At 32.5% G+C, this 21,843-nt stretch carries 12 protein-coding genes; all 12 read right to left on the minus strand.

Features of this window, described 5'->3' with window-relative positions; translation table 11 throughout:
* Positions 1-14: 14 nt before the first annotated feature.
* The gene (locus Q4Q47_RS17805; RefSeq protein ID WP_303307991.1) at positions 15-2,954 is read right to left on the minus strand and encodes a PSD1 and planctomycete cytochrome C domain-containing protein; all 2,940 of its coding nucleotides are present in this window, start codon (positions 2,952-2,954) and stop codon (positions 15-17) included.
* 238 nt (positions 2,955-3,192) lie between these two features.
* Positions 3,193-4,668, minus strand: coding sequence for a helix-turn-helix domain-containing protein (locus Q4Q47_RS17810; RefSeq protein ID WP_303307992.1), 1,476 nt, complete (start codon positions 4,666-4,668; stop codon positions 3,193-3,195).
* 260 nt (positions 4,669-4,928) lie between these two features.
* Complete coding sequence (locus Q4Q47_RS17815) at positions 4,929-6,353, minus strand: TolC family protein (RefSeq protein WP_303307993.1); 1,425 nt, start codon at positions 6,351-6,353, stop codon at positions 4,929-4,931.
* Positions 6,354-6,533: 180 nt separating this feature from the next.
* The gene (locus Q4Q47_RS17820; RefSeq protein ID WP_303307994.1) at positions 6,534-8,972 is read right to left on the minus strand and encodes an ABC transporter permease; all 2,439 of its coding nucleotides are present in this window, start codon (positions 8,970-8,972) and stop codon (positions 6,534-6,536) included.
* Between the two features lie 38 nt (positions 8,973-9,010).
* Positions 9,011-9,673 carry an ABC transporter ATP-binding protein gene (locus tag Q4Q47_RS17825; RefSeq protein WP_303307995.1) on the minus strand — a complete coding sequence of 221 codons (663 nt, stop codon included), beginning with the start codon at positions 9,671-9,673 and terminating at the stop codon, positions 9,011-9,013.
* A 99-nt stretch (positions 9,674-9,772) separates the two neighbouring features.
* The gene (locus Q4Q47_RS17830; protein WP_303307996.1) at positions 9,773-12,163 is read right to left on the minus strand and encodes an ABC transporter permease; all 2,391 of its coding nucleotides are present in this window, start codon (positions 12,161-12,163) and stop codon (positions 9,773-9,775) included.
* 6 nt (positions 12,164-12,169) lie between these two features.
* Positions 12,170-12,361, minus strand: a complete 192-nt coding sequence (locus tag Q4Q47_RS17835) for a hypothetical protein (protein WP_303307997.1) — start codon at positions 12,359-12,361, stop codon at positions 12,170-12,172.
* A gap of 25 nt (positions 12,362-12,386) precedes the next feature.
* A complete protein-coding gene (locus Q4Q47_RS17840; protein WP_303307998.1) occupies positions 12,387-14,864 on the minus strand; it encodes an ABC transporter permease in 2,478 nt (825 codons plus the stop codon).
* A gap of 12 nt (positions 14,865-14,876) precedes the next feature.
* Entirely contained in the window at positions 14,877-17,273 is a 2,397-nt protein-coding gene (locus tag Q4Q47_RS17845; protein ID WP_303307999.1) for an ABC transporter permease, read from the minus strand.
* 76 nt (positions 17,274-17,349) lie between these two features.
* The gene (locus Q4Q47_RS17850; RefSeq protein WP_303308000.1) at positions 17,350-19,785 is read right to left on the minus strand and encodes an ABC transporter permease; all 2,436 of its coding nucleotides are present in this window, start codon (positions 19,783-19,785) and stop codon (positions 17,350-17,352) included.
* A gap of 80 nt (positions 19,786-19,865) precedes the next feature.
* The gene (locus Q4Q47_RS17855) at positions 19,866-20,543 is read right to left on the minus strand and encodes an ABC transporter ATP-binding protein (RefSeq protein ID WP_303308001.1); all 678 of its coding nucleotides are present in this window, start codon (positions 20,541-20,543) and stop codon (positions 19,866-19,868) included.
* Positions 20,544-20,556: 13 nt separating this feature from the next.
* Complete coding sequence (locus tag Q4Q47_RS17860; RefSeq protein ID WP_303308002.1) at positions 20,557-21,804, minus strand: efflux RND transporter periplasmic adaptor subunit; 1,248 nt, start codon at positions 21,802-21,804, stop codon at positions 20,557-20,559.
* Between the last annotated feature and the right edge of the window lie 39 nt (positions 21,805-21,843).

Genomic DNA, 21,843 nt, shown 5'->3' on the forward strand with positions numbered 1-21,843 from the left:
ATGATACTTGCTCATTATATTAGGTATAAGAATTCTTTTAAATTAAATATGCTGTGACAATATTCTTTCCAAATTTCTAAGTTCATATCTAAATCAAAATTTTCTGTTTTTTTCATTTCCTCAAGAAGTGAAATAAACTTTGTAGCATTAGCTATTTCTTCTGTTGATGGTTTTCTAGAAAAAGCATGCATATAAATCCACTCTATTTTTTGATGGAATGATAAACCTTTTTGATCTAGTAATTTTTGTGCCATAATTTCGGCTTGCGTGATTACAAAAGGATCATTCATCAAAATTAAAGATTGAGAAGGCACATTTGTTACATCACGCTTACCAAAAGTGGTAAATGGCATAGGCCGATCAAAAGTTGTCATCATAGGCTCTAAAAAATTTCGTCGCACCTCCTGATAAATACTCCGTCTGCCATTTCCATCTAAGGGACCTGTTTTTTTTGGTCTTCCTCTACCTTGCATAAATTTGGTAAGATAAGTAGGTACCGGAGAACCATAAATCGTAGAATCCAAACTTTCGGAAGCTACAAGAATACCATCTCTAATAGCTTCAGATTCTAAGCGTCTTACTGGAAACGAGGCTAAATATATATTGTTAGGATCTTTTGTTGACAGTTCTTTATTTGTAACCGTACTACGTTTAAAGGCTTCTGAAGTAACTATGTATTTTATCATTTTTTTTATAGACCATCCATCATTTTGAAACTTAATGGCAAGATGGTCTAATAATTCTGGGTGCGAAGGTAATTTTCCTTGAAGTCCAAAATTATCTACGGTTTCAACAATACCCCGACCAAATAAATGATGCCAAATGCGATTGACCATAACCCTAGAGGTCAACGGGTTTTCTTTGTTAAGCATAGCATTGGCTAATTCTAATCGACCGCTACCTTTAGATTTAAAAGCAGTGTTTCCTAATGGCAATGCTGATAAAAATCTCCTGGGTACACTGTCTTCTGAAAGGTCTTGGTAGCGCCCTCTATTAAAGACAGGGCTATTAATTGCAAAACCATCAGAAACACCATAAATAAATGAACTACTTTTTAAATCCTTAATCAGTTTTTTACTGCTATCAATAACCGTAATCAATTCGGGGAAATAGGCCTTTACTTGACCGCTTTTTAATCTGGAATTAACCTCACTGATTTGAGATAGAGAATTGTTGGTCATTTTTATTTCTGAAGGCCATTCAGAATTATAAGAAATAGCATATTGCGCTTCAATAAAAGCATTTTCAGACAAGTCAAAACTATGCATTTCAGATATGTCAGAACTATTTTCATGATATTCCCCAGAAAGAATCTCTATATAAGCTTTATGCCCTTTCCAAGCACCAACATTAAATGTGTAATTTTTCCATTTTGAAATATTTACTTCTTTGGTTAAATCTCCATAAATAGGGTATTGAATTAATTGAAAATTGTCAATAATAATTCGAATGGTACTTTTATAACCTCTAGCCCGGACTCCAATGAAATCAGAATCCAAGACAAAATTGGGAGACCTCAAAGTTCCAAAAACACCTGTATCAAAAATTCTGCTAGATGCTTTTCCATCATCAAAAGCAATTAACTTTCCGGAAGATTCATTAATTATTGGGTTTCCTAAAGTTGTGCTATCTCCAAATGCAAGATCGCTACTCACCCAACCATCAAAATCTGAATTTCTAAAATCGCCAATCGTTTTATATTCAGTACTTGGGCTTACTTCCAATTTCTGATTTGAAATTTTTGGTTGAATTTTTTCAGAAACCATCGTTTTTATATAATTCTGAATTTCCAGTACTTCTTTCGCTGTTATTTCTTTTAAGGCGGATCGGTCTGAATCTAATGGGGTGAAACGGGTACTTTCCATAACACCATATAATGCATAATAGTCTGCTGCAGTAATAGGATCGAATTTATGGTCATGGCATTTTGCGCAAGATACTGTAAGCCCCTGAAATGTTTTGGTAGTTACATCAATCATATTGTCTATACGATTGGCTTCATCCTGTCGAACATCAACTGGGCTATGGGTGCCCTCCCCTAAAGTATAAAAGGCTGTAGCTATTTGCGATTCTAAAACGCCGCTTTCCGGGTTGTATCGTTTTTTTTCTAACAGATCTCCTGCTAAATGTTCTTTTAATAATTGATCATAAGGAACATCATCATTAAATGCTCTTATAAGATAGTCGCGATATTTCCAAGCACCAGTAATAGCATAATCAAATTCATGCCCTTTAGTTTCCGCGTATCTTACAAGGTCCATCCAATGTCTAGCCCATCGTTCTCCATAAGCTGATGAATTCAAATAATTATCGACCATCTTTTCATAAGCATTTTCCGATGAATCAGATATATAGTTCTCTACATCTTTTGTTAATGGAGGTAGTCCTGTTAATAAATAGGATACTCTACGAATAAGTGTGCTCTTATTTGCAATTAATACCTTATTTAAGCTTTTTTCTTCTAAACGCTTATCAATAAATAAATCAATTGTAGCCACGTTATTATTATCCTCTTTAAGAGCAGGTTTAATAAATGACCAATGTGGTTTCCATTCTGCCCCTTGTTCTATCCATTTTTCCAAAAGGTCTTTTTCTCTTTTAGTTAGTTTATTGTTAGTTTCAAGTGGAGGCATGATTTTATCTTCATGTTGATGGTTAATCCTATTAATTAATTGACTTTTATTTGGTTTTCCAGGAACTACGGCAAATCCTCCTTCTTTTAAAGCAGCCGTTGCTCCTTCATAAGTATCCAGCCTAAGGTTTGCTTTTCGACTACTAGGATCGGGACCATGGCATAAATAGCAATTTTGAACAAGAATAGGGCGAACATGGAAATTAAAATCAACATGTCTTGGCAATGGTTCATAAGAAGCCTCTGAATTACCACATGATAATAGGATTGAACACCATATACATAGTATCCATAACTTTTTTGTTTTTTTGATAAAATTCATGAATTTAACATCAAAAGTTATAATTAAATATAGTACCATTTATTGTTTTAATGAAAAGGAAACATTCTACTAAAATAGAAACAACGAAACTGAAATTAATTGATAATATGCTGTAATTTATCCCATCAATTGAATTGGGACATCCCAAAAACAACCATTAAGGCAGTTAATTTGAGTCAAAATAGAGTCTTAAAAACAAAACAGTAATCTTAAAATTTGAAGCAATCTATACTTGAAGTTAAATCGATTTTTTATACTCTGAAGGTGTCATATTTGTAATAGATTTAAAAACACGGTAAAAAGATGTTTTTGAACTAAATCCGCATTTTTCAGCTATTGAAATCATTGTATAAGCCTTATTTAAAGGGTCTTTCAACTCTTCTTTAAAAGCTTTTACCCTTAGAGTGTTTAGGTAATGTACAAAGGATGTTTTATCAACCGTTTCAAACAACTCATTTATTTCATCTATTTTAAATCCGGTTTGCGTTGATATCTCCTTTATGGTTATGGATGGGTTTTTATAGCATTCGGTATTGGCAATATTTAATTTGAGTACCTCTAATTTTTCTAATATTTCTTTGTCGATTTTCTTTGGTGTTTTTTCTTTCTTTTTAAAGTTTATTTTCCGAATCACTACAAAAATTGCTAGTAAACCAAAAAGAATAATTACAAAAAACATTGCCGATTTAAAAAATGGGGTTTCATCATAAAAAATGATATCGTCTACCATTATATGTCCCCATCCTTCAGAATAATCATCAACAATTTCAATTCTTGCCATTTCACCTTTAAAAGCACGTACATCCCATTGCTTAGGCCTCATTTGTCCATCATTCAGGCCTTCTGCAGAAAAAACAGTACTATCATTTACCACAAAATTGATACACGTTCTGCCTTTATGACCTCCACCTCCTACTAAAAATTTTACATAATCATGATTAATTGTAAACGAAGCCGATGTCAATTTTCCTTTCTTAACATCATGAGTATCTCCGAAAGAAAAGGCAAAATAATTCCCATTAAACCCATTTGCAGAAATAGGGTAATATACGTTTGTTCTGTTTCTAGGCATTTCAAAAGCATCTCCATCAACTGTCCAATTATTATAAGTGCCACTTTCAAAATTTTCAAAGACCAATTCCTTTTCATGAATGTTGTCTGTAAAAACAATATGATCGACTATTACATAATCCAACGAATCGTCTTCATCTGTATTGGATAAGGCATCAACAATTTCTATGACAGCTTCTTTGCCTTGTAATGTACTAACATCCCAAAGTACAGAACTTAAAGTATTATTGTTTTTGCCAGTAGCAAATTTTACAACTTTATTGTTAACCATTAAATTAATACATTCTCTCGTTTCATGCTGACCACCTCCAATTAAAAATTGAATAAAGTTTCTGTCTATTATAAATGGTTTAGAAATTAGTTTCCCTTGGTTTTTTCCTGGATACCAATTGGCTGTATCGTTATCTAAAAATGAGGCAGCTGTAAACTTACCGTGCCCATTTTCAATCTTAGGTTTAAGGGAATCTTTTGATATGGGTGTTATAAATGAACTTCCTTGAATGTTCCAATGTTTGTATGTTTCATGTTCAAAATCATCAAATACAATATCTGGTCGCTCTGGAGAAGAGCAAGTATAAAAAGAGATTAAAATTATTGCCAGAATTTTTAGGCGGAAAATAAATTTGAAAAGTAATTTTAACATGTGTGGATAAATATACAAACAGTGCTTGAAATCTCAAAATGATACTCATTTTAGAATGACTAAACCAAATATAAAGATGGCAGGGATTATTTGATCCTTTAAAATTAAAAAAGAAGTATACCACTATTAAAAAAAGGAAGGAAAATTTATTTTTTTTTGTAAATATTTGATTTTCAATTACTCTAGACTTTCCAACGACAACCAAATATTTTTTGACGTACTATTTCATTGGTTTAATACCAATAATTGGTTTAATTTAACTAAAGCCCTCTATAATATTCCAAAATTTTCACACGCAATACATATTCATACTTAGCCTTATTCAAATTAAGTTGAGCCCCATCCATATTGTTTTTACTATTAATATATTCTACAATGTTGGATACGCCATTGTTAAATCTCACTTCATTGACACGAAATGATTCTTCGAATGCCATCACCTGATCTAATAAAATATGATATCTACTAAATGCAGATTCCATATTATTATATGCTTGTTCTATAGCTTGTTTAAAAAGTAACTTTGTACTCTCTAATTCCAATACCGTTTCTTCTAATTCTATTTTTTGTAATTGCACGGAATTTTTTGCTCGAAAGCCATTAAATAAAGGAACTCTTACTGAAATTCCAACAACGGAATTTAGATTGTTATCAAATTGGTCTTCGTAACTAATTTTAGTTCCAGAAAATTGTTTTTCGTTTTGAAGTACTGGATAATCCTGATTAGCAATGGTCACAAAATCCCCAGTTTCTGTAATACTACTACCTGTTTCATTAAACAGCTCTGCTGCACTAGAATAATTCGTATTTAATTGCCCAAAAACAGATATTTCGGGATAATAATTAGATCGTGCTACTTTAATTCCACTATCTGCAGCATCAATTCGAAATTGTTTTGATTTGAATGTCGCTAGATTTTGCAGCGCGTCATTATAAACATCATTTGCAGAAAATGCATACTTGTCAGACTCTATTAATCCTGAAATATTCTCAAAGTCCTTTTCAGAGTCAGAATCTAAATTTAACAAGGTTACAAAATCTAAGACTGCTGTCTTTAAATTGTTTTCTGCATCAACAATACTGATCTTATCTATCGTATATTGCCCCTGCATGTTAGTATAATCAACAGGGTTTCCAACACCTTCATCATAATGCGTTTTTAATCTTTTTAATTGGGTCTCAGTCGTTGCTAATCTTGATTTTGAAAGTTCCAATAAGTCTTTGCTATTTAATATTTGAATGTACCCAATGGTAACTTGAAGAATTAAATTCTGCTTAGTCTCTTCCAACTCCATCTCTGAAGCTTTCATATTAAACTTATTCTGTTTAATACTATTCAATACCCTAAAACCGTTGAAAATAGTTGTGTTTAAATTTACACCTAGTGTTGAAAACGTAAGTTCCTGGTTACTATAACTATTGGTAAATGGATCTATACTTCTACCATCGTTAACCCCTATATTATAATTCATATTAAGGTTAGGAAGCAATTCGTTTTTTGATTGCTTATAATTGATAATTGATGATTTTTTCTGGAGGTTAGATTTTTTAAGATCTATATTGTTTTCAATAGCTATTAATATGCAATCGTTTAAAGTGAATTGCTTTTGTTGATTATTTTGAGCAAATCCAATACTATTGAATATATTCAATAAAACTATTAATATAATTACTTTTTTATTCATTATTTTTATTAGGTATTAAACTAAACGTATCATATATATCTGGTACTGGTCTACTCTTTTTCGGATCATACAAATACACTACAATATTATTTATAACACACTGCCTTCTTATACTTTTGGTACCTATTACCTTCTTTTAATTTATTACTCGTTTGATTTATTTGATTGATTCCCTAATTCTTATTCGGTTCTTAAACTTTTTATGGGGTTTACTATAGCAGCCTTAATACCTTGAAAACTTACTGTTAAAATAGATACAGTAACAGCCAAAAAGGTTGCTAATGCAAAAACGCCCCATTCCATTTCTATACGGTACTCAAAATCTTCTAGCCATTTGCTCATGGCATACCAAGCTAAGGGTAACGACACTAAAATGGCAATACCTACTAACTTTAAAAAGTCAATAGATAGTTTATAAGTTATCTGACTAACGTTTGCTCCCAGCACTTTTCTAATACCAATTTCTTTAGTTCGTTTTTCGGCATTAAAAGCAGCGAGTCCAAATAAACCCAAACAAGCAATTAAAATTGACAACAAAGTGAAAGTGATAAAAATTTTACCTAGGCGTTGTTCAGCTTTGTAAGTAGCATTAAACTGTTCTTCAATAAAATAGTAATCAAAAATTTGTCCCGGAACTATTGTTTTCCATATGCTTTCAATACTTGAAATAGTACTCGCATAATTTCCGGCATTAATTTTTACAGCTAGTGCATTAGAATAGTCTCCTATCATCATTCCTAAAGCTCCAATATTTTCTCGTAACGATTCATAATGAAAATTCTTAACCACACCTATAACAGTATAAAATGTAGGGTTTTCTTCACCCAAATCATTTGTTACTCGCTTCCCAAGAGCTTCTTCAGGTGTCACCCCTAAAACACGAACTGCAGATTCATTTATAATGGTGCTTAGAGAGTCTGTTCTAAATTGTCTATCAAAATCTCGTCCTGCAATAATTTCTAAATCTATTGTGGGCACATAATCATAATCTACTCTCCAATTTTGCATTTGTATAGCCTTATCCTGTTCCATGGCTCCTTCTGCGAAAAATGAACTTCCATTTCTATTAGAAGGTGTTGGAAAAAAACTACTTAAAGAAGTACTTTTTACAGATGCCAATTGTTGTACCTGCTCTTTAAACGATTCTCTTTGACTTTGGTTTTCTAGTACACTAACATCATTAATAACTAAGACTCTATCTTTTGTATACCCTAAATCTTTACTTTGTATATAATCCAATTGCTGAAAAACAACCAAAGTCCCTACAATTAAAAACACGGAGATAGCAAACTGAAAAACCACTAATAAGCTTCTAATATTTCGCCCTCCAGCACTTCGTTCTCCGCCACCTTTAAGTACCTCAACAGGAATAAACCTGGACATAAAAAATGCAGGATACATGCCCGAAAAAAGCCCCAACACTATAGTACATAACAATAATACTGACCAAAATATAGGATTAGTATAAGGAATAATAATTGCCTTACCAGAAAGGTCATTAAAAAGTGGCATCATTGCAGCAGCAATAATTATTGCAATTATTAAGGAAACAAATGTTATTAAACCAGATTCTGCCAAAAACTGACTTATCAGCTCTATTTTACTTGAACCAAGTGTTTTACGAATACCTACTTCTTTAGCGCGTTTTAATGATTGCGCTGTAGACAGATTCATAAAATTAACACTTGCCAAAATAATAAGAAACAAAGCTATAAAAGATAGTATATATACATTTTGAATACTTCCGTTAGGACTAAGTTCTGGAAACCTATTAGAATGCAGATGAATATCTTTTATATTTATTATACTAAAATTGTAATAATTGCCAGAAGCTAAAAAGTTTTCTTCAGTAATCCCGGGGATTAATGCTTGAACAAACGGTAATATATAATTCTTTAAAATAGCTTGTAATGGTTCTTGGATATCTTCAGCTTTAGCAGAAGGAAGTATCTTAATAAAAGTATGATAATTATTATTTCCCCAATTGTTTACAAAAGAATCTGCATAACTAGCCATAGACATAAACACACTATGATTTCGTAACAGTGAATTTTTTGGTAAATCGTTAATAACACCAGTAACTACATACGTAACGTCATTATCTAATAACAACGTTTGCCCTAAAGCATTGTTAACACTAAAATGCTTTTCAGCTGCCGTTTTTGTTAAAATTAAAGTGTTAGGTTCTTTTAATGCCGTTTTAGGGTCCCCAACTATTAAATCGAGACCAAACATGTCTAAAAATGATTCATCTACAAAAGTGCTTTCTTCTTCTTTTATATTGGTATCAGTACCAGTTTTCCTTATAAGTAAGCTATAATTGTTTCTAAACCGTGTTGCCATTTCTATTTGAGGAATATCTTTAACTACAGTTTTTGCTAGAGGTGCCGATACTTCAGAATTTTCACTAACCTCTCCCCCAAACTTTATATCTGTGTTTATTCGATAGATTCTATCGGCATCCACAAACATATTATCGTGGTTCAGCTCATCATAAATATATAAACATATAAGTAAGCTTCCCGCCATTCCTATGGCAAGGCCAAATATGTTTAAAAATGTGAAGAAGGGTTGCTTTTTAAGGCTTCTCCAAGCTATTTTAAAATAATTCCGTATCATATTGGTTTGTCGTTTTTTGATTATTGATTGAATTTTTTTTATACTATTCTTCCATCTAATAAATTGATTATTCGTGAGCCATATGCTGCATTCTTTTCAGAGTGTGTCACCTGAATTATAGTAACACCTTCATCATTTAATTGTTTAAATAACCTCATGATTTCTTCGCCTTGTTTTGAGTTAAGGTTTCCAGTTGGCTCATCGGCAAGAATAAGTTTAGGGTTAGAAATTAGTGCTCTTGCAATACCAACAATCTGTTGTTGTCCGCCACTTAACTGTGATGGAAATAAATCTTTCTTTCCAACTATATTAAATCGATCTAACATATCTGCCACCAAAGATTTTCGTTCTGATGATTTATAGTTTTTATAAAGTAAGGGCGTTTCTATATTTTCATAAACTGTCAATTCATCAATTAAATGATACAATTGGAAAACAAAACCAATATATTCCTTGTACAAATTGGCTCTATGTTTTTCTTTTAATTTATGTACAGATTCATGAAGGAAATTGTATTCACCTTCATTAAAATCATCCAACATACCTATAACATTTAACAAGGTTGTTTTTCCAGATCCTGATGGTCCCATTATTGAAATAAAATCTCCTTTATTAACAGTTAACTCTATATCATTTAATAAGAAAATTCTATTTCCTCCGGAATTCACCCATTTAAATAAATCTTTTATTTGTAGTAGCATATTTTATGATTTAAAATAATTCTTAATCCTTTTTTTCTTTTACTATCCCTATTTCATTCTCCCTTTTGGGGAGATGTCCAGCAAAACTGGACAGAGGGGCTATTCTGTTTTTAAACTTTTTATGGGATTTGTATTTGCTGCTTTAATAGCCTGCAAGCTTACAGTTAATATTGTAATGGTCAGTGCTCCAATTCCAGTTATAGCAAAAACCCACCATGAAACTTCTGTTCGATACTCATAATTATTTAACCAATTAACGACTCCATAATAAGCTATAGGAATGGCGATAATGATAGCAAGTATCACAAGTTTTAAAAAATCTTTAGACAATAACTGCCATAGATTAAACACAGAAGCGCCAACCACTTTACGAATACCAATCTCTTTAGTACGCTGTTCTATAAGAAAGGATGCTAGCCCAAAAAGTCCCAAGCAACTAATAAAAATAGCAAAGAATGTAAATATGGTTGATAGTTTCCTAATGCGCTCTTCCGCAACAAATTTTTTAGAGAAGGCATCATCTACAAATTGATATTCAAATGGAACATTAGGTATATGTTTCCTAAAAATGGTTTTTATAGCTACTAATGATTCGTTTGCACTTTTATTTGGGTTGAGTTTTAATTCTATCCAATTCGTGTTATCATACTTTATCATGTAAACGGCTTGTTTCACAGATTCAAAAGGAGATTCGACCAATATATCTTTTACTACGCCTATAACCTGATGTTCTTGATTATTCCATCGTATTGTTTTACCAATGGGGTCTTTTATCCCCATATATTTAACAGCTGCTTCATTAAGAACAAATGCTGTAGAGTCTGTTGAAAATGCTCTGGAGAAATCGCGTCCCTTTACAAGATTCCATCCTACTGTATTTCCATAATCATGAGACACACAAACGGTTACTATATTGGTTAAAAAATTAGGATCTTTTCCTTCCCATTCAAACCCACCACCACTAGACCATACGTCTGTTAATGGGCTTGAGGATTCAGACATCTCTATAATTGCTCTAGTATTTAAAAGTTCACTACGTAAGAAGTTATATTTACCTTCATAATCCTCTGTAACCTTTTCAATCATTACCAGTCTATTCTTTTCATAACCTATAGGTCGATTTTTAGAATATTCAATCTGTTTTTTCACCACAATGGTGCCTATAACAAGTATAACAGACACCGTGAATTGGATAACCACTAGTGTTTTACGAAATGACGTGGCCGTTTTACCTGCCTTAAAGGTTCCCTTTAATACCTTTACAGGACGAAAAGAGGATAAATAAAATGCAGGATAACTTCCAGCAATAATACTAGTAACTAATATAAACCCCATATTCATTATCCAAAATGACATGTTTTTATATGGGAATATAATTTGTTTGTCTGCCAATTGATTAAATGCAGGTATTACTAAAAAAACAAGGCTAACTGCAAGCATAAATGCCAGTACAACAACTAAGAACGATTCGCTTAAAAACTGATTTATTAACTGACGTTTAGAAGAACCTATAGACTTAAGAACACCTACTTCTTTGGCGCGTTTTTCTGATTGTGCTGTACTTAAATTCATAAAATTAATACAGGCTAAAAGCAATACAAAAAGACCTACAATACCAAATAACCATACATATTGTATAAAACCACCGATATTAGCTCCATTTTTCCAGTTGGATCGTAAATGCCAATCTTTCATAGGGTGCAATACTAATTCCGGATGGTTTCTTTTACTATAATCTGGCAAATTATCATAAACAGCATCTTTAATTTTTGTATTTACTGATTTCATAGTTGTGTCATCAGCAATTTGTACAAACAATTGGTAAGAATTATTATCCCATAGGTTGTTGTCACGGGCATATCGTACCCAATCATAAGAAGTTACATATAATTCCCAAGGCGCAATAAACTCTAAGTCATTAAATCTTGCATTAAATGGGATATCTTGATATACTCCTGTTACGAATACATTTAAAAGATTACTGATTTTTATAGACTTTCCAACAGGATTAACATCACCAAAAAATGCTTTTGCTGTGGACCGTGAAATAACAACAGAATTAGGGGTCTTAAGTCCATCCCAATCTCCATACACCATTTTTAATGATAACATCCTAAGAGCATCAGGTTCCATAAAGCCTCCATACTTAGAAAGGCTTTTGTTATCTACAGAAAGAATATTATCTCCATGAAAAGAACTCATCACCACATAATCAAAACTATCTCCATATTTATCTCTCAATTCATTTCCTAATGGAAAAGGCATGGTCATTCTGGTTCTTTTGTTTCCATTAGCCGTTTTATGCATTAAAACATGAGCAATACGGTCATAGTTTTCATGATTTTGGTCAAAGGTTATTTCATCATATATCCACAACCCTATAAGGATAACCACTGCCATACCTAATGCAAGGCCACTTATATTTATAAAAGAAAGGCTTCTGTTTTTAATAAGGTTCCGCCATGCGATTTTGAAATAGTTTCGTACCATGATTGTTCATTTTATTAAAAACATAGTATTTATATCTACATCATTAGGAATGTCCTTAAGTTTTGAAGCAACATATTTAGCCTTCATAATGTTAAATTTCTTATGGTTTTCTTTATTTGAGTTTATCCATTCTATCATTTTCATTTTTTCGGAATCATCCATCTTTCCTTCTATATACTTTAAAATTTTTGCTTCCATATTTAATTATTTATGTAAAGCTCAATTATTCATTTCTTAAATAATTTGCAGGCTTAACAAGAGCTACTTTAATAGATTCTGGCAATACAGATAAAGCCGCAACGATTATAACTACAATTAATGGCGCCATAAACATCCATAGGTTTATATCAACTCTAAAAGCATAATTAGAAAGCCATTCTGAAGCCATAAAATAGGTGATAGGAATCGCTATTACTCCAGAAATGAATACTAAAATCAATAAACTTTTAGGGATTAAGAGCAAAATACGCAAGGTATTCGCTCCTAAAACTTTACGAACACAGAGTTCTTTAGTTCTTCGCATTGCCATGTACGACCCCAAACCAAACAACCCTAAAGCAGCAATAAAAATGGCTAATCCTGCAAATAGGAAAAAGAGTTGTCCAAACTTACGATCTGCTTTATATTGTTTATTAAAATGCGCATCTAGAAAAAAGTAATCATAAGGGTCCATAGGAAAAAACGTTTCGTACTTTTCGCCTATAGCTTTGATGGTGCTTTCAATATTCGATGCATTTATATTAACAGTTAAATATTCTGCATTATAATAACTCGGGTACAAGAAAACTGTAGGATCATAATCATTTTGTAACGATTGTTGATGGTAATTTTCCATAACCCCAATAATTTCCGCAGTACGGTCTTCAGGTCCTAATTGAAAAATAATTTTTTTATTAACCGCAGCTTCTATAGATGAATAACCTAATAATTTTACAGCAGCTCGGTTAACCATAACTCGATTATGTTTGCCTAAATCTTCTGGACCTCGAAAACCATAAAATGAATGATCTTCTAATCTAAAATTCCGTCCTGCCAGTAATTTTATTTGATACGTTTTCATAAAATCATGATCAATACTAAATTGATTACAAATGACACTCGCTTCCCTTTCTTCATGCACTTGTCGGGTTGTATTATACCATGCATTTTTTTTACCAGGTATATCTGCTGTTGCTGTCACAACATTTATATTAGGATTTCGTAAAAGTTCGGCCTTAAAAACTTCCAGTTTTTTGTTTATCGTAGAGTCTACAACCATAGGCGCATTTACGATAAGATTGTGTTTAGAATCAAAGCCTAAATCTTGGTTTTGCATATATGCAAACTGACTATACATGATAAAGGTGCCTGCTATTAATGCAATGGATATTGTAAATTGAATAACAACTAAAGCTTTACGTATTAAAGTTCCTTTTTCAGATTGATGAAATTTACCTTTTAACACTTGTATAGGTTTAAAACCAGACAATACAAAGGCTGGGTATATTCCTGCCAAGAGTCCTCCTAAAAAGACAAGTCCAATGATGTGCCCCCATATTTGTGGTTGTAACCACATATCTAAAGCTAATATGTGTAAGCCCACAAATTCGTTAAAGGGGTTAATAAGTGTAGTTATTATAATAAGAGCTATAATAGCAGCTATTAGATTAATGATTACCGATTCAAACAAAAATTGCATTATTAAAGCACTTCTTCCAATTCCTACCACTTTTTTCAGCCCTACTTCCATAGCACGTTCTGTAGATTTTGCTGTAGAAAGGTTAATAAAATTCATCAGGGCAATTAGAATTACAAATACAGCAATAAGCCAAAGAAAATTTAATGTTTTCTCATTACTATTTACACTAATCTCATTACTTAAATGAGATTTTAGATGAATATCTTTTACTGGTTGCAACCCCATTCTTGCTTCAAAACTATGCTCTTGCATAATTTCACTTAAATATTTTTTAACAAAATCAGGAAATTTTGCTTCGACAGTAGCGGGGTCTGTCCCAGGTCTTAATCTTATATAATTATAAAATTCCGGCCAATTCCACACAGTATCCATATTTTGTCCTATAGAAGAAAAGGAAATTAGCATATCAAATTTTAAGTGCGTATTTTCTGGAAGTTCTTCAAAAACACCAGTAATCTTTACAGGTACACTTCCATTTGCAGTTAAGGTCTTATTAATGGGGTCTTCTTTTCCAAAAAAGCGTTGAGCAACTTTAGTTGATATAATAATAGAAAACTGCTCCTTAAGTGCTGTTTTAGGGTTTCCTTTTATGAGATTAATTTTAAAAAGGTCTAAAGCTGTACTATCTGCAAGATATATCTTGTCGTTACTCACATTAGACTTTACCAAATCACCTTGTTCGTTAGTATAGGAAAGCACAAATGATCCCAACATAATCTCTTTATCTACGACTCTTACAAAATTTTCTACCTCTGGAAAATCTTGTTTCATAGCAGAGCCAACTGCTGGATGCGTGGCAGCAGCATGTACAAAACCTTTTGAACCTAAATTGGTAGAGAGTGTCACCCTATATAAATCATCTATACGAGGTTGATGCTGATCGTATCTGGATTCAAAATTCACATATTGAATAATTAGAAGGTACGCCGTTATACCAATAGCTAGTCCACCTATATTAATTAAAGAATAACCCTTATTTTTTATTAGGTTTCTCCATGCTAATTTGAAATAGTTTCTGATCATAATTGTTCAACTTTATTCTGTTCTTAAACTTTTTGCAGGATTAGCATTAGCTACTTTAAAGCTTTGAAAACTTATAGTAGCCAGTGTAATAATTAGTACGGTAAATCCTGCAATAATAAATACCTCCCATTGGATACCAATATGAAAAGCAAATCCTTGTAACCATGCATGCATTAAATACCATGCTATTGGTATTACAATTAGAAATGCTACTAAAGTGAGGTTTATAAAATCTTTAGAAAGCATAGTAACTAGCTCTAAAGTGTTTGCTCCCAAAACCTTTCTAACACCTATTTCTTTTGTTCTTTTATGCGCTGTGAGTGCGGTTAATGCATATAAACCCAAGCAGGTTACAATCAATGCTAAAATGGTAAAGAATGTGAGTATTGTTCTGTGGTTTTTGTCACTTCTATATTGGGCATTATAAAAACTATCTGTAAAAAAATAATCAAAACTGGAACTCTCAAAATATGTTTTCCAAGTATTTTCGACACCAGATATGAGGTTATCTATATTATTACCGGTGAAACTCACAGTGATATAAGCTGGAGGGATCCATCCAATAGTTCCATTTAATATAAACATAATGGGGGTATAACTATTATTAAGACTTTTTTGATGCCAGTTCTCTGTAACACCGATTATTTTATAGGGTTCAGGCTGCCCTTCGAGGAACACTTCTTTTCCAATAGCGTCTTTAGCATTAGGTATTTCAAGGGATTTAAGAGACGCTTCATTTATCATAATGTTATTCTTTTCATCACCATAGCTCTTATCATAAGATCGCCCTTCCAAAACCTCTATTTTATAAGTATCTAAATAATCATAATCAATCGTAAGCATTTCATAAAGACGGTTTTTATCTGCTGTTGCCGATTTCAATTTATTTGACGCAAACATGGCGACCTCCATACCGGGAATAGAACCCGATAATGTAACACCTTTAATATCATGACGACTTTTAAGTTTCTCCGTAAAACTTTTTATTTTTTGTTCCATGTCTTCAGTTTTCGCAGGAAACTTTAAGACCACTTTATCATCAATATTAATACCCAAAGACTGGATTTGCATAAATTGAATTTGGTTATATACGGTAAGTGTACCAATAATTAAAAACAAAGACATAACTAACTGAATAACAACCAAAAAACTTAAAGGAGATAGTCTTTTATTGCTAGCTTTCAGTTTTCCTTTTAGCATTTCAATAGGCTTAAAAGACGATAGAACAAATGCTGGATAAAACCCAGAAAGTAAAACACCTACAATAAAAATTAATCCTGCTGCGATCCAGAAATAGCTTTGACTAAGCGGCAAGAATAATAACTCTGAATCTACTAAATGGCTTAGGCTAGGCAATGCTATAAAAATTAGTATTACAGAAAGAACCAATGCCATGCTATTGGTAAAGAGAGACTCAAACATAAATTGCCCAAGTAACATTTTTCTTCCAATACCATGAACCTTTTTAACGGCTATTTCCATGGTTCTTTCATAAGACTGGGCAATTGAAATATTTACATAATTGCTCCAAGCAATAGTTAATAGCATGATGGCAACAAGCAATAAAGAATATAGGGTTACTTTATTGCCTTTGGTTTCTCTTTCATATTGCTTCCAAGCATTCAAATGAATACTCCTTAATGGTACGAGCGAAACGCTCCATGTTTTAGATTTTAAAGCGGCCTCTGTTTTATAGTTTTCTGCCATCTCAGGAAACGCTTTTTCTATACTTTCAGCCGTTACATTTTTATTAAGTAATACATAGGTGTATGCTTCATGCAGATACCAAAAATCTTTCTTCCAATCCGGAAGACTGTTTATGGAAATAAAATAATCAAATTGAATGTGTGAGTTCTTTGGAAGATCTTCAATAACGCCAGTAACTTCATATTTTTGAACACTGCTTTTTGTGCCAAAAGAAATTACTTTTCCCAAGGCAGGCTCCCCTTTAAATAATTTTAATGCTACTTTTTGAGAAATGACTACGGAGGTAGGATTTAATAACATGGTAGACTTATCGCCTTCCAACAATTTAAAATCAAATATTTCGAAAAATGAAGGGTCGGTATAAGTCACACCTTTCTCTCTTATATAGTCATTATTATACCCCACTATTTGCTCTGTCTGATCTAAAGCCAGTCTTGCGAACGCTTCTACTCCGGACATATTATTTTTCATGGCTTGTCCATACCCAAAAGCACTTGTTGCCCAGGCATCTGTTAGCACATCGCCTTCATAGAAATTACTTTCTACCCTGTAAATTCTATCTGCTTGAGAATGAAAAGAATCGAAACTAAACTCAGCATTCACATACAAAACAATTAAAACAGATGCTGCCAACCCAATGGCTAGACCAAAAATATTGATAGCAGAAAGCTTCTTATTTTTAAGCAAAATTCTAAGAGTCATTTTAAAATAGTTTTGAATCATGATTTCTATTTTTTTAAAACCTGTAAGATTTTGGAAACCTCATAGGTTTAGAGTTTTATTCAATTCGTAAGGTATCTACGGGGTTTGTTCTTACTAAAACGATGGTCTTAATACTCATAATAATTAGAGCAATACATAGCATCGCTAAACCACAGAGAATAAAAATCCACCAACTCAGTGCCGTTCTGTAAGCAAAATCTTCAAGCCAACGATTGAGTGCCCACCAAGCTATAGGCACAGCAATACTGAAAGCAATCAGAACTAACACCAAAAATTCTTTGTAAAGCAAAAAGTTTAATCGGGTTAGGGAAGCGCCCAAAATTTTTCTTATTCCTATTTCCTTTGTACGTCGTTCAATGGTATGTGTTACCAATCCCAATAATCCCATACAGCTAATTAGAATTGCAAGACCTGTAGCCCATTTTGATAATGTGGCTGTTTTATGTTCTTGTTCATAAAATTGTTTTATAGTGCTATCCATAAAATTTACCTCAAAAACAGCTTCGGGGTAAATAGTTTTCCAAGTATTCTTCATCTGCTTTATTATTTTGGACCACTGCATGGAAGCTTGTCTATCTAGTGAAAAATGAATGGTATTGAATTGTGAACGATGCCAATCACCAATTAACGCCATGGGTTCTATATTTGTTTTTAGGGAACGTTGGTTAAAATCTTTCATAACACCAACAATAGGAATACGTAGGTTGTCCATCTTTAGAATTTTCCCAATAGCTTCCTGCGGGTTATTAAATCCTAATGCTTTTGAACAAGCTTCATTGATTATAAATTCCTGTACACTATCATTTAATCGTTCACGCCCTGCTAAGAGTTCTATATTATATACATTACGGTAATCTTGATCTCCATAAAGAAATTGTAAACTGGTATGAATTTCCCCTTGATTAGTATGATAGGTAACCATATTCGAAATAGTACTATTTGATGCAGGAGGGTTTCCTCCAAGACTTACAGACTTTATTTGAGGTACTGTCTTTATTGCTTCTATGAATCTTGAACGTTTATCTGCTGATGGATTGCGCCAAGTTCTAATAAATGCAGTAGCATCTGTTTTAAAACCCATATCCTTGTTTATTAAAAAATGTAATTGTTTACCGATAAGAATAGTTGCAATAATAAAAACTTGAGCGATTAGAAGTTGAAAAACGACCAAATATTTACGCAGAGAAAATTTATCTTTACCTGAAGTTATTTGATTTTTTAAAATCAATACAGGCTTAAATTTTGAAATTACAAATGCTGGATAAAATCCTGACAACAATGTGATTATCAATAGTAATATAATAATCGATATAAGTATTTCAAAATTAGCGAATAACTCAAAATTCACCGATTGTGATATAAAATCTGAAAATACCCGAAGTAATCCAATTGAAAATAAAATTGATAAAATGGAACTGGCAGTAGTTAATAACAATGTTTCTATTAAAAACTGAAAAACAAGTTGATTTTTAGAACTTCCTAACGTTTTACGTACGCCTATTTCCTTTGCACGTTTTGTAGCTTGGGCTGTACTTAAATTAATAAAGTTAATACACCCTAAAAGGAGTAAGAGCATTGCAATATAGGATAGCCCCCAAAGAGTAGCTTTACTTGCAGGACTAGGGCTGTCATTAAAAATACCGTAATCAAGATTGAAATGTAGATCTTTCAAAGGCTGTAAATGGAATTTTCTTTCCATACCAAACGCTACCAATTGTTTATCCTCATGCTCTTTTGCTAATATGTTTAACTGTTGTTTCACATATGATATGTGTGTATTCTTATTGGTTTTTATAAATAGTTGTGAAGCAGAATTTGTAGTATTCCAACTCGCATCAACATCTATAACTCCCATATCTTGGGTGGTTACCGTTTTTACTGAGATAAATTCTTCAAAAAGCAAATCGCTACGCTTTTTAAAATTAGCTACAATACCAATTACATTTACTGCGATAGAATCATTGTAAATAAGAGTTTTTCCTATTATTTGCTCTAAAGGCACTGATGGAAAATATTTTTGAGCCCTATTCTCGCTAAGAACAACCTCATTAGGATTTGTCAATACATTTTCAGAAACACCAGCAAGCCATTGATAATGAAACAACTGAAAATAATTGTTGTCAGTATAAATTACCTTTTCCAGATTCGTATAGACTTTATTTAGCTCACTATTTCTCACATTTTCAGGAGATAACGTGAAAAAAGGGCTTGCGATTTCTACTTCTGGTGTAGTATTCTTTAAACTTTCACCCAGGGGTATTGGAGTACCTGAATTATAAAACTCCCCTTCAGGAGTTGTAAAATTACTGGTAATGCGATAGATACGGTCATTATCTGGATGGAACTTATCGAAGGTAAGATCATAGAAAATAATGAGTCCAATTACAAAAGAAGCACTAAGTCCAATAGACAGTCCTATTATATTAATTAAGGAAAACACTTTGTCCTTCCTAAGGTTTCTAAATGCTATTTTGAAATAATTTCGAACCATGATTGTTCGTTTTTGATCTATTATTTTTTATTCAATTCTTAAATGCATCAACAAATGATATAGAAACATAGATTCATTGTTTATATCAAACTATTCTCAGTGACTTTTTGTCCATCTAGCATTCTTATAATACGATGGCTATATTTAGCATCATGCTCACTGTGTGTTACCATAATGATAGTAGCTCCCTGATCATTTAATTCGGTTAGTAATTCCATAACCTCGTTTCCATTACTACTATCTAAATTTCCTGTAGGCTCATCTGCCAATATTAATTTAGGATCGTTTACTACAGCTCTAGCTACGGCTACACGTTGCTGTTGCCCACCAGAAAGCTGTTGCGGAAAATGCTTACGTCTATGCATAATTTGCATTTTTTCAAGCACTGCTTCTACCCTCTTTTTACGCTCAGCTTTTTTTATACCCGTATATATTAAAGGAAGTTCAACGTTTTCAAAAACGGTAAGTTGATCTATCAAATTAAAACTTTGAAATACAAAACCTATATTGTGTTTACGTATGTTGGCTCTTTTTCGTTCATTATAATTAATTACTTCTTCTCCATTAAAAACAAAGCTACCTCCATCTGAATCGTCTAGCATTCCTAAAATATTAAGTAAGGTAGATTTACCACAACCTGATGGTCCCATAACTGCAATAAACTCTCCCTGTTTTACTTCAAAAGACAACTTATTTAAAGCAATCGTTTGCAGCTCTTCTGTCTTATAATATTTTTCTAAATCTTTAATTTTAATCATAATGTCTGTTTGTTTACTTTAATACCAATTCTTGTTTATCGCCGTAAGTATCATAGCTAGATGTTACAACTTTATCTCCAGGTTCCAATCCTTCTAAAACTTCATAATACTCTATATTTTTTGTACCAAGTCGAATATCGACTTTATAAGCTATCGTACCTTCTTCATTTAATTTAAAAATCCAATTGCCTCCTGTTTGTTGAAAAAAGCCTCCTTTTGGAACAAGAATAGCTTGTTTTTCTTCACTTAAAGCCAATCGTATTTGTAATGATTGCCCCCGACGAATACCTTCCACTTTTTCTTCAAAAAGCATGTCTACTTGAAATACCCCGCCAGTTACTTGAGTGTATACTTTTTTAATGATAAGTTTATATTCTTTACCATTAAAACTAAATGTTCCGCGTTGTCCAGCATAGATTCTGGAAATATAATGTTCGTTTATATCGGCACGTACTTTAAACCCACTTAAAACATCTAATTGCCCCAAACGCTCACCTTTATTTTTAGACTGTCCAATTTCGGCATCTAACGATGTTAACTGTCCGTCAACGGGTGCTTTTACAACCAAATCTTCAACCTTTTTTCGCATTAATTTTAAGGCTCCTTGAGTTCTCACAAACGAACTTTGCACTTGATTAGCTTCTTGTTTTACCGATATGGAATCTTCTTCTAATATTTGTTGAGCAAGTTGTAAACGCTGTTTTTGATAGTTATAATTATTTTTTGATTCTTGAAATTCATGACGTCCTATAGCTTTTTCATCATACAGTTTTTTATTAAGCATATATAACCTATCGGCTTCAATAAGCGCATTCTCGACATCGGTCATTCTATTCAATTTATTAATGGTATTTTGTCGCGCTGCATTTTGAGATATCTGCATTTGCGTTAATAAGTTATAAACTGCCGTTTCCTGGTTTATTAAACTTAATTCCAAGTCGGTATTAGATAATCTGAGAATGGGTTCGCCTTGCTTCATAATAGCACCGTCTTCTACAAATATTTCATCTACTCGGCCTCCCTCAAGAGCGTCCAAATATATAGTGGTTATGGGCATTACATTTCCGGTTACCGGAATGTTTTCTTGAAAAATACCTTCCTTAATTTCGTTAACAGAAATTCGTTCTTTATCTACGTTTAATTTTGAACTTCCTCCAGTAGAAATAACTACAAAAGTGATTAATGAAATCAAAAGGACTATTCCAACCGCTATACTTAACTTTTTCTTATCAAATCGTTTCTTCTCTAGAGGGATGTCCATGCTATAGTAAAATTTATATTCTATACAGGCATTATTGTG

Source organism: Flavivirga spongiicola, from assembly GCF_030540825.1.
In the GTDB taxonomy this organism is placed as follows: Bacteria; Bacteroidota; Bacteroidia; order Flavobacteriales; family Flavobacteriaceae; genus Flavivirga; species Flavivirga spongiicola.